We start from the raw sequence: 17,598 nt of genomic DNA, 5'->3' as shown, positions 1-17,598 counted from the left end.
GCCTGCCTGTGACGGCCGAGCGGGAAGCCCGGCTTTCACAGGCAGGCCGAGCGCGGGTGATCGACGGGCACCCATCAAGAATGTGACCTGAATCACACGGCCTACCGATTCACAATCATGTAACCGATTACATACGCTCATGTAACCGATTACATGGAGGTCAGGTGGCTCGAATCAAAGATGTCGCCGCGCAGGCGGGCGTCTCCGTCGCGACGGTCTCCCGGGTGCTCAACGACAACCCCTCCGTCACCGAGGAGACGCGCAACCGGGTCCACGACGCGATGGCCGCGCTCAACTACCGGCCCAACGCCGTCGCCCGGTCGCTGCGCACCGAAGCCACCAGGACGCTCGGGCTGATCATCGGCGACATCCTCAACCCGTTCTTCGCCGAGCTGGCGCGGGCCGTGGAGGACGAGGCCCGCGCGGCCGGCTACACCGTGATCATCGGCAACGCCGACGAGCGCGCCGACCAGCAGGACCACTACGTGCGCACCCTGCTCGAACGGCGGGTCGACGGGCTGCTGATCTGCCCCACCGCCGAGGTGACGCCCCTGGTGGAGGAGGTCAGCCGCGGAGAGCGCCCGCTGGTCTTCCTGGACCGGACGCTCAGCGGCATCGAGGTGCCGTCGGTACGGGCCGACGGCAGCACCGCCATCGCCGAGCTGGTCGCCCACCTGCGCGCCCTCGGGCACCGGCGGATCGCGTTCGTGTCCGGGCCGAGCACCCTGTCCACCGGGCGTGAGCGGACCGAGGCCTTCCTGCGTGCGGTGGCCGAGCACGGCCTGGAGATCCCCCAGGAGTACGTGCGCGTCGGCGACTTCCGCGCCGGCAGCGGCCAGCGGATCACCTCCGAACTGCTCGACCTGCCCGAGCCGCCGCAGGCGATCTTCCTGGGCGACAACCTGATGGCACTCGGCGCGCTCGACGCGATCAGCGAGCGCGGCCTGGTCATCCCCCGCGACGTCGCGCTGGCCTCGTTCGACGACGTGCCGTGGTTCAACCACGTCCATCCCCGCATCACCGCGATCAGCCAGCCCACCGCCGAGCTGGGCCGGCGCGCGGTCCGGGTGATCCTCGACGTGCTGAGCGGCCGGACCGCCGAGTCGGTGGTGCTGCCCGCCAGGCTCGTGGCGCGCGAGTCCTGCGGAGAGACCGGCACGAGGAAGGAGGGCGGCTCGTGAGCCAGGCACGGGAGATCCTGCGCGTCGAGGGGCTCGGCAAGAGATTCCCCGGTGTGGTGGCGCTCGACGGCGTCGACTTCGACCTGCGCGCGGGCGAGGTACACGTCCTGCTCGGCGAGAACGGCGCGGGCAAGAGCACGCTCATCAAGATGCTGTCCGGCGCCTACCAGCCCGACAGCGGCCGCATCCTCGTCGACGGCGAACCGGTCGACATCCGCAACGCCTCCGACGCCCAGCGGCTCGGCATCGCCACGATCTACCAGGAGTTCAACCTGGTCCCGCAGCTGACCGTGGGCGAGAACCTCGCCCTGGGCCGGCCGCCCCGCCGCTTCGGGTTCGTCGACACGCGGCGCATGCACGAGCAGGCCCGCGGCATGCTCGACCTGGTCGGCGTCGGCGTCGACCCGCGTACCCGCGTCGCCGACCTGGGCATCGCGCAGATGCAGATGGTCGAGATCGCCAAGGCGCTCGCGCTGAACGCCCGCGTCCTCATCATGGACGAGCCCACCGCCGTGCTCACCACCACCGAGGTGCGGCGCCTGTTCGACCTGGTCGGGCAGCTGCGCGAGCGGGGCGTCGCGATCGTGTTCATCACCCACCACCTGGAGGAGATCGCCCAGATCGGCGACCGGGTGACCGTGCTGCGCGACGGCCGCTCGGTGGCCCAGGTGCCGGCCGGCACGCCCGAGGAGGAGCTGATCCGCCTCATGGTGGGCCGGCCCATCGACCAGCAGTACCCGCGCGAGGCGAGTGCGGCCGGCGAACCGCTGCTGCAGGTGCGCGACCTGAGCCGGGCCGGCGCGTTCTCCGGCGTGTCCTTCGAGGTGCGGGCCGGCGAGGTCGTCGGCCTGGCCGGGCTGGTCGGCGCGGGCCGCACCGAGGTGGCCCGGGCGGTGTTCGGCGCCGACGCCCCCGACTCGGGCGAGGTGCTGGTACGCGGCCGGCGGCTGCCCGGCGGCGACGTGCGCGCCGCCATGGAGGCCGGGCTCGGCCTGGTCCCCGAGGACCGCAAGGGCCAGGGACTCGTCCTGGGCGCCGACATCGCCGAGAACCTGGGCCTGGTCACCCTGCGCGGCGCCAGCCACGGCGGATTCGTCGACCGGGCCGGGCAGCGCCAGGCCGCCGCGCGGGTGGCCGACCAGCTCGGCGTGCGGATGAGCCACCTCGGCCAGGAGGTGCGCACCCTGTCGGGCGGGAACCAGCAGAAGATCGTGATCGGCAAGTGGCTGCTCGCCGACGCCAACGTGCTCATTCTCGACGAGCCGACGCGCGGCATCGACGTCGGCGCCAAGGTCGAGATCTACCAGTTGATCAATTCGCTCACCGCCTCCGGCCACGCGGTCCTCATGATCTCCAGCGATCTGCCCGAGATCCTCGGGATGAGCGACCGCATCCTCGTCATGGCCAGAGGCAGGCTCGTCGGCGAGCTGGAGGCCGCCGACGCGAACCAGGACTCCGTGATGGCGCTGGCCGTCACCGAGGTGGAGGATGCTCGTGTCCACTAACGTGCTGGCCGTACGGCCGACGGCCAGGACCCTGCTGGCCGAGAACGGCTCGGTCGCGGCGCTCGTCGTGCTCGTCGCGGCCCTGTCGTTGCTGTCCGGCGACTTCCTGACCGTGACGAACCTGCTGAACGTGGGCGTCCAGGCGGCGGTCACCGCGATCCTCGCCTTCGGCTCGACGTTCGTCATCATCACCAGCGGGATCGACCTGTCCGTCGGGGCCGTGGCCGCCCTGTCGGCGATCGTGCTGGCCTGGACGGCCGCCGACAGCGGGCTGCCCTGGCCGCTGGCCACGCTCGTCGCGCTCGCCGTCGGCATCGGATGCGGGCTGGTCAACGCCGCGCTCATCGCGTACGGCAAGCTGCCGCCGTTCATCGCCACGCTCGCCATGCTGGGCGTGGCGCGCGGCCTGGCCCTGGTGGTCTCCCAGGGCAGCCCCATCGAGATGCCGGAGGCGGTCTCCCACCTCGGCGACACCGTCGGGGGCTACCTGCCGGTGCCCGTGCTGGTGATGGCGCTCATGGGCGTGATCGCCGCCGTCGTGCTCAACCGCACGTACGCGGGCCGGGCGATGTACGCCATCGGCGGCAACGAGGAGGCCGCCCGGCTGTCCGGCATCGCCGTCAGCCGGCAGAAGCTCGTCACCTATGCCCTGTCCGGCGCGTTCGCCGCGGTGGCCGGCATCGTCCTGGCCAGCCGGCTGGCCTCGGCGCAGCCGCAGGCCGCCTCCGGCTACGAGCTGGACGCGATCGCCGCCGTGGTCATCGGCGGGGCGAGCCTGTCGGGCGGCAAGGGCAGGGCGCTCGGCACGCTGGTCGGCGCGCTCATCCTGGCCGTCCTGCGCAACGGGCTGAACCTGCTGTCGGTGTCGGCCTTCTGGCAGCAGGTCGTCATCGGCGTCGTGATCGCCCTGGCCGTCCTGCTCGACACCCTGCGCCGCCGAAGCGGCCGCTGACATCACCGCAAACCCAGTAAGAAGAAGTGAGGTACCACCCATGCGCATCCACGCCCTCGTAGCGGCGGGCGCCGCCCTGACCCTCGGCCTGACCGCCTGCGGCTCGTCCGGCACGTCCTCCGCCGGCTCGGCGGGAGCCGCCTCCGGCGGCGACGTCAAGATCGGCATGTCGATCTCCACCCTGAACAACCCCTACTTCGTGCAGCTGCGCGCCGGCGCCGAGGCCGAGGCCAAGAAGCTGGGCGTCACGCTGACCGTCACCGACGCGCAGAACGACGCCTCCCAGCAGGTCAACCAGGTGCAGAACTTCACCAGCCAGAGCATGAAGGCGATCATCATCAACCCGGTCGACTCCGACGCCGCCGCGCCGGCGGTCAAGATAGCGGAACGTTCCAACGTTCCGGTGATCGCCGTGGACCGTGGCGTCAACGGGGGCAAGGTCGCCCAGACCGTCGCCTCCGACAACGTGGCCGGCGGCAAGCTGGCCGCGGAGCGGCTCGCCAAGGAGATCGGCGAGAAGGGCGAGGTCGTCGTCCTCCAGGGCGTGCCCGGCACCTCCGCCTCGCGCGACCGCGGCCAGGGCTTCGCCGAGGGCATCAAGGCGTTCCCCGGCATCAAGGTCGTCGCCCAGCAACCGGCCGACTTCGACCGCGCCAAGGGCCTGGACGTCATGACGAACCTGCTGCAGTCGCACTCCGGCGTCACCGGCGTGTTCGCGGAGAACGACGAGATGGCGCTCGGCGCGATCAAGGCGCTCGGCGCCAAGGCCGGCAAGGACGTCAAGGTGGTCGGCTTCGACGGCACCCCCGACGGGCTGAAGGCCATCGAGGCCGGCACGCTGGCGGCCAGCATCGCCCAGCAGCCGGCCCTGCTCGGCCAGCAGTCCGTCCAGAACGCGGTCAAGGCCGTCAAGAGCGAGCAGCTGGAGGCCACCGCCAACGTGCCGGTGAAGGTCGCCGCCAAGGACAACCTGTCCGAGTTCACCGGCGCATGAGCTCCTTGGGCGAACACGACGTCGTGGTCGTAGGGTCGGCCAACGCCGACCTGGTCGTCCAGGTCGACCGGCATCCCGCGCCCGGCGAGACCGTGCTCGGCTCGGAGCTGGCCGTCCATCCCGGAGGCAAGGGCGCCAACCAGGCCGTGGCCGCCGCCCGGCTCGGCGCGCGCGTGGCGCTGCTCGGCCGGGTCGGCGCCGACGGGCACGGGCGGCTGCTGCGCGAGTCGCTGGAACGCGACGGCGTGGACCTCGGCCACCTGCGCGACACGGCGGCCGCCAGCGGCATCGCCATGATCGCCGTCGGGCCGCAGGGCGACAACAGCATCATCGTCGCCCCCGGCGCCAACGCCCGGCTCACCGAAGGCGACGTGCTGGACGCGGCGCCGCTGCTGCGCTCGGCCCCGGTCGTGTCCCTGCAGCTGGAGATCCCGCTGCCGGCGGTGCTCGCCGCGGCCCGGCTGGCCCGGCGCGCGGTGCTCAACCTGTCGCCGGCCGTCCCGGTGCCGGACGAGCTGCTGGCGCTGTGCGATCCGCTGGTCGTCAACGAGCACGAGGCGGCCCTGCTGCTCGGCGCGCCCGGCGAGCCGGACCGGCAGGCCAGGGAGCTGCTGGCGCGCGGCCCCCGCTCGGTCGTCATCACGCTGGGCGCCGACGGGGCCGTGGTGGCCGACATGGTGGCCGGGGACGGCGCCGTGCACGCGGTGCCCAGTCCTCGCGTGGCGGCCGTGGACACCACCGGGGCCGGCGACGCGTTCACCGGGGCGCTGGCCTGGCGGCTGGCCGCGGGCGAGCCGCTGGCGCGGGCCGCGGCGTTCGCCGCCAGGGTGGGGGCCGCGGCTGTGCGCAGAGCGGGGGCGCAGGATTCGTACCCGACGATGGCGGAGGTGGAGGACCTGTGAAGCGCGGCGGCGTCATCAACGCGGCCCTGGCGGGTGCCCTGGCGCGGCTCGGGCACACCGACGAGCTGCTCATCTGCGACAGCGGCATGCCGCTGCCGGCGGGGGCGGAGGTGGTGGACCTGGCGTTCGTGGCGGGCATCCCGTCGTTCGCCGACGTGCTCGACGGCATCCTCGCCGAGATCGTCGTCGAGGGCGCCACGGCGGCCGAGGAGGTCCGGGCGGCCAATCCCGCCTGCGCCGCGCTGCTCGGCGAGCGGCTGCCGGGGCTTGCGTACGTGCCGCACGAACGGCTCAAGCAGCTCTCCGCCGCCAGCAGGCTGGTGGTGCGCACCGGGGAGGCGCACCCGTACGCCAACGTCATCCTGCGCTGCGGCGTGGCCTTCTGACCGGCCCCGCCCGCCCTCAGGCCGTCGAACAAGGTGGACTCGATGCGCTGGTGGTCGTGGAACCACTCGATGTGGCGCAGGTTGACGGTGGCGGCCGCGGCCGGGAGGTGCAGGTTGGGCGCGCAGTGGGCGGAGACCGGCAGGTGGTGTCCGGCGGCGATGGCGGTGGCGGAGGCCGGGGTGCCGTCGCCTTCGGGCTGATCGGTCGGTATCCGGTACGCGCTCGCCGCGACCTGCTCGATGGTGCTCACCCCGTCCAGCCCTACCCCGCACGCCCCCGCCAAACGCGCGCCGCGAATTTCCCGGCCCATTGCTGAATAGTTCAGCGGGGTGTAAACAATTCGCCCGGTAATTACCGGCAGCGCTCCATCGGACCGGCGCCCGAGTTTATTGCCACGACACAACGGACAGCCATCTCTCATGTTCTGGGGGAAACGACGCGAACGGCCGTCGCGGCCATGATGTTCGCCCGAGCCGCGAATCTGTGGCGACGGCATGATGGTGCCTCTTCTCGTGACGGGGCCGGGGCGGTGTGCGTCGACGACGCGTACCGGCACTGCGAGCAGATCATGCGCAGTCAGGCCCGTAACTTCTCGTTCGGCCTGCGTCTGCTGCCCGCCCCCAAGCGCCGCGCGCTGAGCGCCGTCTACGCGCTGGCCCGCAGGATCGACGACATCGCCGACGGCGACGGCCCCGCCGGACGGCGGCTGGCCCGCCTGTCCGCGATCCGCGGGATGCTCGACGGGACCGCTCCCGCGCGGCACGACCTCGTGCTGGTGGCGCTGTTCGAGGCGGCCCGCCGCTATCCGATCCCGCTCGCGGCGTTCTCGGACCTCGTCGACGGCTGCGCCGCCGACGTGCGCGGGAGCACGTACGAGACGTTCGACGACCTGGTCGGCTACTGCCGCTGCGTCGCCGGCTCGATCGGGCGGCTCTCGCTGGGCGTGTTCGGCGCGGACGACATGGAGGCGGCCACGCCGCTCGCGGACGCGCTCGGCGTGGCCCTGCAGATCACCAACATCCTGCGCGACCTGCGGGAGGACCGCATGGCCAAGCGGGTCTACCTGCCCGCCCACGACCTCGAACGGTTCGGCTGCACCCTGGACGTCGACGCGTACGGCCGGTTCAGCGACCCGCCGGAGCGCCTGGCCGCGCTCGTCAGGTTCGAGGCGGACCGGGCGCGCGACTGGTTCGCCACCGGGATGCGCCTGCTGCCCATGCTGGACGCGCGCAGCGCCGCCTGCACGGCGACCATGGCCGGCATCTACCGGTGCCTGCTCGACCGCATCGCCGCCGATCCCGCCCGGGCGCTGGCCTCCCGGATGTCGCTGACGACGAGGGAGAAGTCCATGGTCGCGGTACGTGCCCTCGCGAGGCGTGGGAGTTGATCGCTGCCGCGCTGCTGGCGGTGCTCGCCGCGGTGTGCAACGCCGCCACGTCGGTCCTGCAGCGGCGTGCGGCGCGACCGCTGCCGCAGGAGCTGGGACTGCGGTTCGGCCTGATCCGGGCGCTGATCGGCAACCCGCTGTGGCGGTGGGGGATCGTGGCGATGATCGGGGGCTTCCTCTTCCAGGCGGCGGCGCTGTCGAAGGGAGGCATCGCCCTGGTCCAGCCGGCCCTGGTGATCGAGCTCCCGTTCACCATGATCATCATGTCCTGGGCGTTCGGCACGGTTCTGGACGGGAAATCGTGGCTGGCCATCGGCGCGCTGTCGGCCGGCCTCGCGATGTTCCTCGCCGCGGCGGTCCCCGGCCCGGGGCGGTGGTCACCGGACACGGCCGAATGGATCATCGCCGCCGCCGCGACCTCGGCCACGGTCGCCGCGCTGGTGGCGGTGGGGGCCATGACCAGGGGACCCATCCGGGCCGCCACGCTGGGCGTGGCCGCGGGCATCGGCTTCGCCTTCACGGCCACGCTCATCAAGAAGTGCACGATGATCCTGGCGGACGACCCCCGCGCGCTGCCGGTCTCCTGGCCCCTGTACGCGATGCTGGCCGCGGGCCTGTGCAGCCTGTTCCTCCTGCAGAACGCCCTGCACAGCGGCACCCTCGTCGTCGCCCAGCCGGCGTTGACCATCAGTGACCCCTTGGCGGGCATCCTGTACGGCGCGCTGATGTACGGGGAGCCGATCCGCGCCGGGCCGTGGCTGGTGATGGAGGTAGCGGGCGCCGGGCTCCTGGTCTACGGGGTCATCGTGCTGACCCGTTCGCCGCTCATCCAGGATCAGAGCGCGGCCCCCTCGGCGCGGAAATGAGACCGGCCTGGACCGGCATCGAGGAGAACAGCGCGGACGCCCGGTCCACCTGGCGCTTGCGCGATCGCGGGTCCTCGAGCAGGTCCAGCGCCGCCAGCAGCTCCGACGCGGTGCCCGTGTGGAGGCTCACCCCGGCCCCGGCCATCGCCCGCGCGCCGGCGACGCCGTGGCCGCCGATGGGCCGGTGGATGACGACCGGCAGCCCGGCGGCGAAGGCCTCGTGGCAGGTCAGGCCGGAGCCGTTGTCGACCAGGGCGTACGCGGCCGCCATGAGCTCCGGCATGTCGTCGCGCCACCCCAGCGCCGGGCCCAGCCCGGCGGCCCGCAGGCGGCGCCGCAGCTCGGCGTTGTCCCCGCACAGGACGATCGGCGTGTACCGTCCCGACCTCGCCAGGGTGCGCGCGGTCGCGACGACCTCCCCGACGCCCCACGAACCGGTTGACACCAGCACGAGCCGGTCGCCGGGGTCCACGCCGACGCGGCCGGCCACTCCCCCGGGATCGGCCACCGCCCGCGCGAACTCCGGGCGCACGACCGGGGCGCAGCAGAGCGCCGGGCGGCCGCTCCGGGCGGCGATCTCCCCGACGATGTCGGGATTCGGGCACAGATACCGGTCGTTGCCGGGGTGCAGCCACAGCCGGTGCACCGTGAACTCGACGATCAGCACCGTGCTCGGGCAGGGCAGCCCGCCGCGCTCGCGCAGCAGCCCCGCGATCTGGGCCCCCAGGTGGAAGGTCGAGACGACCTCGTCGGGCGAGCGGGCGGCGACGAGGCGGCGCAGGGCGGGCAGGGCGAGCACCGTGAGCGGCGAGGTGCCCGCGGCCCGTTTGCCGACGAAGAAGACCTGGTAGATGACGTCATAGAGCCAGGGGGCGCGCAGGATCATCCAGCGGTATCCGCGGCGCAGCGCCGATCCCAGCCGGAGCGGGAGCAGCTGGAGGACATCGATGATCTCTGAATCGGCATTCTCGGCCGCGAGCCGGGCGGCCAGCTCGGCGGCGACCCGGTCATGGGCGCTGCCCATCGGCGCGCTGAGAATGAGGATCAGCCTGGACATCTCATGTCCCCCGATCGGCCGCGCCGCGCTGCCGCTCGGGCTCGCCTGCCTGGCGCTGCTGCACGCGGGTCCCGCCGTCACCTGGCTGCCGCCGGTCCGCCGGCGGATGCCCTCCGTCGCCGGCGTCGGCGACCCCGGCCATGTGGCGCTCACCTTCGACGACGGGCCCCATCCCGGCTCGACCCCGCGTTTCCTGGACGAGCTGGGGCGGCTCGGCTGCCACGCGACCTTCTTCGTCCTCGGCGAGCTGCTCGAACGCCACCCGTGGCTGGGCCGCCGCATCGTGGCCGAGGGTCACGAGCTGGCCGTGCACGGCTGGCGGCACGGCAACCCCTTGCTCGCCCCGCCGGGCCGGCTGACGGCCGAGATCGGCCGGACCGCCGACCTGGTGCGGGCGGTCGGCGGCGTGCGCGCGACGTGGTACCGCCCGCCGTACGGCGCGCTCAGCCTGGAGGCGCTGGTCTCCGCCCGCCTGCACGGGTTGCGCCCCGTGTTGTGGACCGTCTGGGGCCGGGACTGGGAGGCGGCGGCCACGCCCGGCTCGGTGCTGGCCACCGTGGCGGCCGGGCTGCGCGGCGGGGCGACCGTCCTGCTCCATGACTCCGACCACGCCTCCGTTCCTGGGTCCTGGCGACCGGCGCTCTACGCCCTCCCCGCGCTCGTGGAGCGCTGCAGGGACATGGGCCTCCGCGTGGGCCCGCTGCGCGAGCACGGCGTCGCGTTTCCATAACGGCCACTCCCCTTTTCCCCTGGAATTCAAACGGCGTTTTCCCGGCCCGGCCCGCGAGTAAATTCCGCGCAAATCGCCGGGCAACGGAATGCCGTCATGTTTGCGTTCCCCGGCGCCGGATAATTTCCCTGTCGTGCGGTCAGAGAGATGCCATTCGCGGGAGCCGGCGGAAAAGGCGCGCCGGGAGAACTTCCCGGTGGCCTCCCGGCTGCTTCCGCGCCGGCACCGCGACCACCTCATGGCTCTGTACGGCTTCGCGCGCACGGTGGACGACCTCGGCGACGAGGGACGCCCCGGCGAGCGCCTGAGGCTGCTGGACGAGGTCGAGGCCGACCTCGCCCGGCTGTACGACGGCCGCCCGCCACGGCTCGGGCCGCTCCGCGCGCTGGCCCGTACCGTCCAGGAGTGCTCGATCCCCGCCGAGCCGTTCCGCCGCCTCATCGAGGCCAACCGGCTCGACCAGACGGTCACCAGATACGAGACGTTCGACGAGCTCCTGGGCTACTGCGAGCTGTCGGCCAACCCGGTCGGCCATCTCGTCCTGTACGTGTTCGGCGAGGTCAGCGGCCCCCGGCTGGCCCTGTCCGACAAGGTCTGCTCGGCGTTGCAGGTCATCGAGCACTGCCAGGACGTCGGCGAGGACCACCGGCGCGGCCGCGTCTACCTGCCGCAGGAGGACCTGCGCCGGGCGGGCTGCCCGATCGGCGACCTAGCGGCGGCGGCCACGTCACCGCGGTTGCGCGAGGTGGTGGCCGTGCAGGCCGGACGGGCCGGGACGATGCTGGCCGAGGGGGAGCCGATCGTCGCCTCGTTGTCCGGCTTCGCCCGTACGGCGGTGGCGGGCTACGTCGCGGGAGGCCACGCGACCCTGGCCGCGCTGAGCGGCGCCCGCTACGACGTCCTGGGCCGAGCCGTCCGGCCATGCCGCGTACGCCTGCTCGGGGCGTGGGCGCGTGTCCTCATGACCATGAGCCGGCCCGACGCGGGTCTGCGACGACTGCCGTCGGCATGAGAGGGCTGCCCCTGTGATGACGATCGCGCCGGTGGCGGTGGTCGGCGGCGGCCTGGCCGGCATCACGGCCGCCCTCGCGCTCGCGGAGGCCGGCTGCCCCGTGACGCTGTACGAGGCCCGCCCGAGGCTGGGCGGCGCCACGTACTCCTTCCGGCGCGGCGGGCTGACGGTGGACAACGGCCAGCACGTCTTCCTGCGCTGCTGCACGGCGTACCGGGGACTCCTGGAACGGCTCGGCGGCACCGCGCTGGTCGGCCTGCAGAGCCGCTTCGACGTGCGGGTGCTCGGCGCGGCGGGCCGGTCGGGGCGGCTGCGCCGCGCCGCGTTGCCCGGCCCGCTCCACTTCGTGCCCGCGCTCGCGCGATACCGCCTGCTCGGGCCGGGCGACCGGCTCCAGGCCCTGCGCGGCTCGCTCGCGCTGAGCAGGCTCGACCCGGCCGACCCGGCTCTCGACACGGTGACGTTCGGGAGCTGGCTGGCGGCGCACGGCCAGCGGGACCCGGTACGGCAGGCGCTCTGGGACCTGCTCGCGGTCGCGGCCCTGAACACGGGGGTCGAGGAGGCCGCGCTCGGCCCGGCGGTGAAGGTGTTCAAGACGGCCATGCTCGGCCGGCCGGACGCCGCCGACCTGGGCATCCCCCTGGTGCCGCTCGGCGAGCTGCACGACACCGCCGCCAGGGCCGCCATCGCGGGACGCGGCGGCGCGGTGCGGCTGTCGGCGAAGGTCACGGCCATCGAGCCGGGCCCGGCCGTCGTCGTGGACGGCGTCCGGGTCCGGGCGTCGGCGGTCGTCCTGGCGACGCGCCACGAGCAGGCCGCGAAGCTGGTCCCCGCGGAGGCGGCGCCCGCCCGGGACGGATGGGGCGCCCTGGACGCGAGCCCCATCATCAACGTCCACGCGGTCTACGACCGGCCGGTCATGCGGGGGCCGTTCGTCGCGGTCACCGGCTCGCCCGTGCAGTGGGTGTTCGACAAGACCCGGGTCGCCGGGCTCGGCGAGGGGCAGTACCTGACGGTGTCGGTGTCGGTCGCGGACACGTGGATCGACCGGCCGACCGCGGACCTGCGCGAGACCTTCGTCCCGGCGCTGCGCTCGGTGTTCCCGGCCGCGCGCGAGGCCACGATGACCGACTTCTTCGTCACCAGGGAACGGCGCGCGACGTTCCGCCAGGGCCCCGGCAGCGGGGCGCTCCGACCGGGGAGCGCCACCCGGTGGCCCGGCCTCTATCTCGCCGGCGCCTGGACCGACACCGGCTGGCCGGACACGATGGAGGGCGCCGTACGCAGCGGGCTGCACGCCGCACGCCTGGTCAGACAGCATGTGCGAGATCAGGAGAGCGTGTCATGACCCTGACCCTGCCGCCGGCGGAGGCCGCCCGCGAGCTCGTCGAGCCGGTGCTGCGCGAGGCCGTCGGCCGCCTCGACCCGCGTATCGCCCGCGTCGCCCGCTACCACTTCGGCTGGACCGACGGCGACGGGCGGCCCCGCGCGGCCGGCGGCAAGGCGCTGCGGCCCACGCTCGCGGTGCTGTCGGCCCGGGCCGCGGGAGCGGACATCGAACGGTGCCTGCCCGCCGCCGCCGCGGTGGACCTGGTGCACGCGTTCTCCCTCCTGCACGACGACGTCATGGACGACGACCCGGTGCGCCGGCACCATCCGGCCGCCTGGACGGTCTTCGGCCGCTCCCAGGCGATCCTCTGCGGCAACGCGCTGTTCGCCCTGGCCCTGGAGCTGCTGCTGGAACAGGGCACCCCCGGCTACGCGGCGGCCGCCCGCGCGCTCAACCACGCCACGCTCTCGCTCATCGCGGGTCAGGCCCTGGATCTGGAGTTCCAGGACCGCGACGACGTGACGCGGGAGGAGTGCCTGCTGATGTCGCGGCACAAGACCGCCTCGCTGCTCGCCTGCGCCTGCTCGATCGGCGTCACGGCGGCGGAAGGTCCGGCCTCGCTGGCCGGCGCTCTGGACGCGTTCGGCACCGAGGCCGGGCTGGCCTTCCAGCTGACCGACGACCTGCTCGGCATCTGGGGGCGACCCGAGGTGACGGGCAAGCCGGTGCTGGCCGACCTGCGGGCCCGCAAGAAGAGCCTGCCCGTGGTCGCCGCGCTCACCAGCCGTACGGAGGACGGACGCCGCTTCGCCGAGCTGCTGGCCAGACCCGGGGAGCTGACGGAGGCCGACCTGCGCGCCGCCGCCGACCTGGTCGAGCAGGCGGGCGGCCGGGCCTGGGCCGAGCTGGAGGCCGGGCGGCGCTTCGACGCCGCGACCCGGTGCCTCGACGCCGCGGACCTGCCCGCGGACGTGCGCGCCGAATTCCTGCACATCGCCCGATTCATCACATCCAGGGACCACTGACATGACCACCCTCGAGACGACCCCGAGCCTGCTCACCGACGCCGAGCACGCCCTCCGGGCCGCCTGCGATCACCTGATCGGCCTGCGGTCCCCGGAGGGCTGGTGGAAGGGCGAGCTGCAGACGAACGTGAGCATGGACGCGGAGGATCTGCTGCTGCGGCAGTTCCTCGGCATCCGCACCGAGGAGGACACGGCGGAGGCCGCCCGGTGGATCCGTTCGGAGCAGCGGGCCGACGGCACGTGGGCCAACTTCCACGGGGGGCCCGCGGAGCTGTCCACCACGGTCGAGGCGTACACCGCGCTGCGGCTCGCGGGCGATCCGCCCGACGCGGAGCACATGCGGGCCGCGTCGCAGCAGGTCCGGGCCATGGGTGGGATCGAGGCGAGCCGGGTGTTCACGCGGGTCTGGCTGGCCCTGTTCGGGGAGTGGTCGTGGCGGGACCTGCCGGTCATGCCGCCCGAGATGATCTTCCTGCCCTCGTGGTTCCCGCTCAACGTCTACGACTGGGCCTGCTGGGCCAGGCAGACGATCGTGCCCCTGACCGTCGTGACCGCGTACCGGCCGGTGCGCCGGCTCCCGTTCGAGCTGCCCGAGCTGCGGACCGGCCGGGCGCCGCACCGTGCCGGGGGCGGGGGCTGGGAGGCGGCGTTCGGCGCGCTGGACCGGGCGTTGCACCGGTACGAGCGGCGCCCGTCGCGGGCCCTGCGGCGGGCCGCGCTGAGGCGCGCCGTGGACTGGGTGGTCGCCCGCCAGGAGGCGGACGGCTCCTGGGGCGGGATCCAGCCGCCGTGGGTGTACTCGATCATCGCGCTCCACCTCTCCGGCTACGACCTGGACCATCCGGTGATGCGCAAGGCGATCGGAGGGCTCGACCGGTTCACCGTCCGCGACGAGAAGGGGCGCCGGTTGGAGGCGTGCCAGTCTCCCGTATGGGACACGGCGCTGGCGATCAACGCGCTGCTCGACGCGGGCACCCCCGCCGATCTTCCGGCCGTCACCGGGGCCGCCGACTGGCTGCTGCGCGAGGAGGTCACGAGGTCGGGAGACTGGGCGGTGCGCAGGCCGGGCCTGCCGCCCGGCGGGTGGGCGTTCGAGTTCGACAACGACGGCTATCCCGACATCGACGACACCGCGGAGGTCGTGCTCGCGCTGCGCCGGCTGGACCGCCCCGGCGCGCGGCCGGCGATCGAGCGCGGGGTCCGCTGGATGGCCGGCATGGCGAGCGCCGACGGCGGCTTCGCGGCGTTCGACGCCGACAACGACCGCGCGCTCTGCACCAAGCTGCCCTTCTGCGACTTCGGCGCGGTGATCGACCCGCCGTCCGCCGACGTCACCGCGCACGTCGTCGAAGCCCTGGCCAAGGAGCAGCCCCGCTCCCCCGTCCTGCGCAGGGCCGTGATCTGGCTGCTCAAGGCGCAGGAGGAGGACGGATCGTGGTTCGGCCGCTGGGGCGCGAACCACGTCTACGGCACCGGGGCCGCCGTGCCCGCCCTCGTCGCCGCGGGGGTCCGTCCGGGACATCCCTCCGTACGCCGCGCCGTCGCCTGGCTGGAACGCCACCAGAACGACGACGGCGGCTGGGGCGAGGACCTGCGCTCCTACCGCGACCCGGCCTGGATCGGCCGCGGGGCCTCGACCGCCTCGCAGACCGCCTGGGCCCTGCTGGCCCTGCTCGCCGCCGGCGAACGCTCCCCGGCGGTGGAAAGAGGCGTGCGCTGGCTGGTCGAGCGGCAGCGGCCGGACGGCACCTGGGACGAGCCGTACTTCACCGGCACGGGCTTCCCCGGTGACTTCTACATCAACTACCACCTCTACCGGCTCGTCTTCCCGATCAGCGCCCTCGGGCGCTACCTGCGCCGCGACCTGGAGCTCTCATGACCGGACTGCTGATCTGCGCCGCGCTCGGGATCGAGGCCCGCGCGGTCAGGCGCGGCCTGCCGGCCCACCTCGCCAGGGTCGTCGTCACCGGGATCGGCCCGCGGCGGGCGGCCCGCGCGGCCGCGGGCCTGGCCTCGTGGGAGGCGGTGGCCGTGGTCGGTTTCGGCGGCGCCGCCGGCAGGAGCCTGCGGCCCGGCGACGTCCTGGTGGCGAGCGAGGTCCGGTTCAGGGGACGCGTCCATCCCTGCCCGTCCGCTCCCCTCCTCGCCGGCGAGCTGGCCGACGCCGGCCTGCCCGCCCAGGTCGGGCCGCTGGTCACCGCCGATCACGTGGTCCGCGGCGCGGAGCGGCACCGTCTGGCCGCGGAGGGCGCGTACGGCGTGGACATGGAGACCGGCCCGCTGGCCCGCGCCGCCGCGGGGCGCCCGCTGGCCGCCGTGCGGGTCATCGTCGACACGCCGGAGGCGCCGCTGCTGAGCCTGGCCACGCTCACCCGCGGTGTGGCCGCCCGCCGCACGCTCGCCGCCGTCGGCCCCGTCCTGGTGCGCTGGGCGGCGCTGCTACCCGAGGAAGTGCCGTCATGACCATCCCGATCCGGCAGAGCCTGCGCGTCGGCGGCTACATCCTGGGCCAGCGGCTGCGGGGACGGACCAAGTTCCCGCTGCTGGTGGAGCTGGAGCCGCTGTTCGCGTGCAACCTCAAATGCGCCGGCTGCGGCAAGATCCAGCACCCCGCCGACGTGCTGAAGCAGCGCATGCCGGTGGAGCAGGCCGTCGCCGCCATCCAGGAGTGCGGCGCCCCCATGGTGTCCATCGCCGGCGGGGAGCCGCTCATGCACCCGCAGATCGGCGAGCTGGTCCGCCGGCTCGTCGGCATGAAGAAGTACGTGTTCCTGTGCACGAACGCGCTGCTGATCCCCAAGAAGATCGACGAGTTCGAGCCTTCGCGATACTTCGCCTGGACCGTGCACATCGACGGCGTGCGCGAGCGCCACGACGCCGCGGTGTGCAAGGAAGGCGTCTTCGACGAGGCCGTTGCCGCCGTGCGCGAGTGCCGGCGGCGCGGCTTCCGGGTCACCACCAACACGACGTTCTTCTCCACGGACAGCCCGCGGACCGTCATCGAGGTGCTCGACTACCTCAACGACGAGCTCGCCGTCGACCAGATGATGATCTCCCCCGCGTACGCGTACGAGAAGGCGCCCGTGCAGGACCGGTTCATGGGGGTGCGGGAGACGCGCGCGCTGTTCCGCGAGGCCTTCGCCGGCGGGAGACGGCGGCGCTGGCGGTTCAACCACTCGCCGCTGTTCCTGGACTTCCTGGAGGGGCGGATCGAGCTGCCGTGCACCGCCTGGGCCATCCCGTCGTACTCGCTGTTCGGCTGGCAGCGGCCGTGCTACCTCATGGCCGACGGGTACGCGCGGACCTACCGCGAGCTGATCGAGGACACCGACTGGACGGCCTACGGCCGGGGCCGCGACCCCCGGTGCGACAACTGCATGGCGCACTGCGGATACGAGCCGACCGCCGTCCTGGCCACGATCGGGTCGCTGAAGGAGTCACTGCGCGCCATCAGGAGCGGCTGACCCCTCCATGCGCCCGAAGCGCCGCGCGAGCACCCGGAACGCGCCGGGCGCCGCGCCGCGCAGCCTGGCCGGCACCCGCAGCCAGCCCGGCACGAACGACTCCGGCCGCCCGTCCCTGATCGCCGCCACGATCGCCCGCGCCACCCGCTCCGGCGCGATCGGCGCCGGCCGGCCGCGCGTGTACGGGGCGCCGCGCCGTACGAAGAAGGGGGTGTCCACCACCCCGGGCAGCAGGACGGACACGCCGACGCCTGGCACGTGATGCAGCTCATGGCGCAGGCTCTCCGCGAAGGACATCAGCCCCGCCTTGGTCGCCGAGTACACGGCCTCCTGCCCGACGCCCACCGCCCCGGCGATGGAGGCCACGAACACGAGGTGCCCGCGGCCCGCCGCCACCATCCCCGGCAGCAGCAGCCGCGTGAGCGCGATCGGCGCGGCGAGGTTGACCGCCAGCAGCTGCTCGACGCTGCCGGCCGGCATCCGTACGAACGGCCCCGCCCACCCCACGCCGGCGTTGTTCACCAGGACGTCGACGTGTCCGCTCCGCTCGGCCAGCTCCTCGGCCTGGGTGGTCACGTCGCACACCAGCACGCGCCCGCCGGTGGCCGAGGCGACGGCCGCCAGCCGCTCGCGGTCGCGCCCGGCCAGCGTCAGCCGCGCGCCGGTGCCCGCCAGCGCCCGCGCGGTGGCCGCGCCGATGCCCGAGGAGGCGCCGGTGACGAGGACGTGGGCATCGGCGAGCCTCATCGCGTCACCTGTTTTCCGTAACTGTGCGTATCCCGACGTACAGTCGTGTGCTTTCCACT

At 73.6% G+C, this 17,598-nt stretch carries 18 protein-coding genes; 16 read left to right on the top strand and 2 right to left on the bottom strand.

Annotated elements, in window-relative coordinates; translation table 11 throughout:
• The first annotated feature begins 164 nt into the window (after positions 1-164).
• The 9 genes from ACIHFD_RS58110 (at position 165) to ACIHFD_RS58070 (ending at position 8,174) form a co-directional block, all read left to right on the top strand.
• Positions 165-1,181, top strand: a complete 1,017-nt coding sequence (locus tag ACIHFD_RS58110) for a LacI family DNA-binding transcriptional regulator (RefSeq protein ID WP_397374247.1) — start codon at positions 165-167, stop codon at positions 1,179-1,181.
• Positions 1,178-2,686, top strand: coding sequence for a sugar ABC transporter ATP-binding protein (locus tag ACIHFD_RS58105; protein ID WP_363982624.1), 1,509 nt, complete (start codon positions 1,178-1,180; stop codon positions 2,684-2,686). Before ACIHFD_RS58110 ends, ACIHFD_RS58105 begins: the two co-directional genes overlap by 4 nt.
• Positions 2,670-3,638, top strand: coding sequence for an ABC transporter permease (locus tag ACIHFD_RS58100; protein WP_397374246.1), 969 nt, complete (start codon positions 2,670-2,672; stop codon positions 3,636-3,638). The genes ACIHFD_RS58105 and ACIHFD_RS58100 overlap by 17 nt, the downstream gene beginning before the upstream one ends.
• Positions 3,639-3,678: 40 nt before the next feature.
• Positions 3,679-4,632 (top strand): D-ribose ABC transporter substrate-binding protein, encoded by a 954-nt coding sequence (locus ACIHFD_RS58095; RefSeq protein ID WP_363982630.1) that lies wholly within the window; start codon positions 3,679-3,681, stop codon positions 4,630-4,632.
• Positions 4,629-5,534 (top strand): ribokinase, encoded by a 906-nt coding sequence (locus tag ACIHFD_RS58090; protein ID WP_397374245.1) that lies wholly within the window; start codon positions 4,629-4,631, stop codon positions 5,532-5,534. The genes ACIHFD_RS58095 and ACIHFD_RS58090 overlap by 4 nt, the downstream gene beginning before the upstream one ends.
• Entirely contained in the window at positions 5,531-5,920 is a 390-nt protein-coding gene (gene rbsD / locus ACIHFD_RS58085; protein ID WP_350732963.1) for a D-ribose pyranase, read from the top strand. The genes ACIHFD_RS58090 and rbsD overlap by 4 nt, the downstream gene beginning before the upstream one ends.
• 42 nt (positions 5,921-5,962) lie before the next feature.
• Positions 5,963-6,121 carry a hypothetical protein gene (locus ACIHFD_RS58080; RefSeq protein ID WP_397374244.1) on the top strand — a complete coding sequence of 53 codons (159 nt, stop codon included), beginning with the start codon at positions 5,963-5,965 and terminating at the stop codon, positions 6,119-6,121.
• Between the two features lie 329 nt (positions 6,122-6,450).
• Entirely contained in the window at positions 6,451-7,308 is an 858-nt protein-coding gene (locus ACIHFD_RS58075; RefSeq protein WP_350732967.1) for a squalene/phytoene synthase family protein, read from the top strand.
• Positions 7,305-8,174: a DMT family transporter gene (locus ACIHFD_RS58070; protein WP_397374243.1), complete on the top strand. Its 870-nt coding sequence runs from the start codon at positions 7,305-7,307 to the stop codon at positions 8,172-8,174. The genes ACIHFD_RS58075 and ACIHFD_RS58070 overlap by 4 nt, the downstream gene beginning before the upstream one ends.
• Here the strand turns inward: ACIHFD_RS58070 and ACIHFD_RS58065 are convergent.
• The gene (locus ACIHFD_RS58065) at positions 8,134-9,231 is read right to left on the bottom strand and encodes a hypothetical protein (protein WP_397374242.1); all 1,098 of its coding nucleotides are present in this window, start codon (positions 9,229-9,231) and stop codon (positions 8,134-8,136) included. The two genes, ACIHFD_RS58070 and ACIHFD_RS58065, sit on opposite strands and share 41 nt — an antisense overlap.
• Here ACIHFD_RS58065 and ACIHFD_RS58060 point away from each other — a divergent pair.
• The 7 genes from ACIHFD_RS58060 to hpnH all read left to right on the top strand — a co-directional run bounded on the left by ACIHFD_RS58060 (position 9,212) and on the right by hpnH (position 16,792).
• Positions 9,212-9,961 carry a polysaccharide deacetylase family protein gene (locus tag ACIHFD_RS58060; protein ID WP_397374241.1) on the top strand — a complete coding sequence of 250 codons (750 nt, stop codon included), beginning with the start codon at positions 9,212-9,214 and terminating at the stop codon, positions 9,959-9,961. The two genes, ACIHFD_RS58065 and ACIHFD_RS58060, sit on opposite strands and share 20 nt — an antisense overlap.
• Before the next feature lie 133 nt (positions 9,962-10,094).
• Entirely contained in the window at positions 10,095-10,973 is an 879-nt protein-coding gene (gene hpnC, locus ACIHFD_RS58055; protein ID WP_397374240.1) for a squalene synthase HpnC, read from the top strand.
• 16 nt (positions 10,974-10,989) lie between these two features.
• A complete protein-coding gene (gene hpnE / locus ACIHFD_RS58050; protein ID WP_397374238.1) occupies positions 10,990-12,321 on the top strand; it encodes a hydroxysqualene dehydroxylase HpnE in 1,332 nt (443 codons plus the stop codon).
• Positions 12,318-13,328 (top strand): polyprenyl synthetase family protein, encoded by a 1,011-nt coding sequence (locus ACIHFD_RS58045; protein ID WP_397374237.1) that lies wholly within the window; start codon positions 12,318-12,320, stop codon positions 13,326-13,328. The genes hpnE and ACIHFD_RS58045 overlap by 4 nt, the downstream gene beginning before the upstream one ends.
• Before the next feature lies 1 nt (position 13,329).
• The gene (gene shc / locus ACIHFD_RS58040; protein ID WP_397374236.1) at positions 13,330-15,207 is read left to right on the top strand and encodes a squalene--hopene cyclase; all 1,878 of its coding nucleotides are present in this window, start codon (positions 13,330-13,332) and stop codon (positions 15,205-15,207) included.
• Positions 15,204-15,791, top strand: a complete 588-nt coding sequence (locus ACIHFD_RS58035) for a hypothetical protein (RefSeq protein WP_397374235.1) — start codon at positions 15,204-15,206, stop codon at positions 15,789-15,791. Before shc ends, ACIHFD_RS58035 begins: the two co-directional genes overlap by 4 nt.
• Positions 15,788-16,792 carry an adenosyl-hopene transferase HpnH gene (gene hpnH, locus ACIHFD_RS58030; RefSeq protein WP_397374234.1) on the top strand — a complete coding sequence of 335 codons (1,005 nt, stop codon included), beginning with the start codon at positions 15,788-15,790 and terminating at the stop codon, positions 16,790-16,792. The genes ACIHFD_RS58035 and hpnH overlap by 4 nt, the downstream gene beginning before the upstream one ends.
• Here the strand turns inward: hpnH and ACIHFD_RS58025 are convergent.
• Positions 16,766-17,539, bottom strand: a complete 774-nt coding sequence (locus tag ACIHFD_RS58025) for an SDR family NAD(P)-dependent oxidoreductase (protein WP_397374233.1) — start codon at positions 17,537-17,539, stop codon at positions 16,766-16,768. The two genes, hpnH and ACIHFD_RS58025, sit on opposite strands and share 27 nt — an antisense overlap.
• Between the last annotated feature and the right edge of the window lie 59 nt (positions 17,540-17,598).

This window comes from Nonomuraea sp. NPDC051941 (assembly GCF_044593615.1).
Note: the sequence above shows the minus strand (reverse complement) of the source record. Positions and strands in the feature narration are given on the sequence as shown.

Coding starts and splice junctions, on each gene's coding strand:
- ACIHFD_RS58100 (WP_397374246.1), top strand. CDS start 2,670: ATGCTCGTGTCCACTAACGTGCTGGCCGTACGGCCGACGGCCAGGACC.
- ACIHFD_RS58095 (WP_363982630.1), top strand. CDS start 3,679: ATGCGCATCCACGCCCTCGTAGCGGCGGGCGCCGCCCTGACCCTCGGC.
- ACIHFD_RS58090 (WP_397374245.1), top strand. CDS start 4,629: ATGAGCTCCTTGGGCGAACACGACGTCGTGGTCGTAGGGTCGGCCAAC.
- ACIHFD_RS58080 (WP_397374244.1), top strand. CDS start 5,963: ATGCGCTGGTGGTCGTGGAACCACTCGATGTGGCGCAGGTTGACGGTG.
- ACIHFD_RS58060 (WP_397374241.1), top strand. CDS start 9,212: ATGAGGATCAGCCTGGACATCTCATGTCCCCCGATCGGCCGCGCCGCG.
- ACIHFD_RS58065 (WP_397374242.1), bottom strand. CDS start 9,231: ATGTCCAGGCTGATCCTCATTCTCAGCGCGCCGATGGGCAGCGCCCAT.
- hpnE (WP_397374238.1), top strand. CDS start 10,990: ATGACGATCGCGCCGGTGGCGGTGGTCGGCGGCGGCCTGGCCGGCATC.
- ACIHFD_RS58045 (WP_397374237.1), top strand. CDS start 12,318: ATGACCCTGACCCTGCCGCCGGCGGAGGCCGCCCGCGAGCTCGTCGAG.
- shc (WP_397374236.1), top strand. CDS start 13,330: ATGACCACCCTCGAGACGACCCCGAGCCTGCTCACCGACGCCGAGCAC.
- ACIHFD_RS58035 (WP_397374235.1), top strand. CDS start 15,204: ATGACCGGACTGCTGATCTGCGCCGCGCTCGGGATCGAGGCCCGCGCG.
- hpnH (WP_397374234.1), top strand. CDS start 15,788: ATGACCATCCCGATCCGGCAGAGCCTGCGCGTCGGCGGCTACATCCTG.
- ACIHFD_RS58025 (WP_397374233.1), bottom strand. CDS start 17,539: ATGAGGCTCGCCGATGCCCACGTCCTCGTCACCGGCGCCTCCTCGGGC.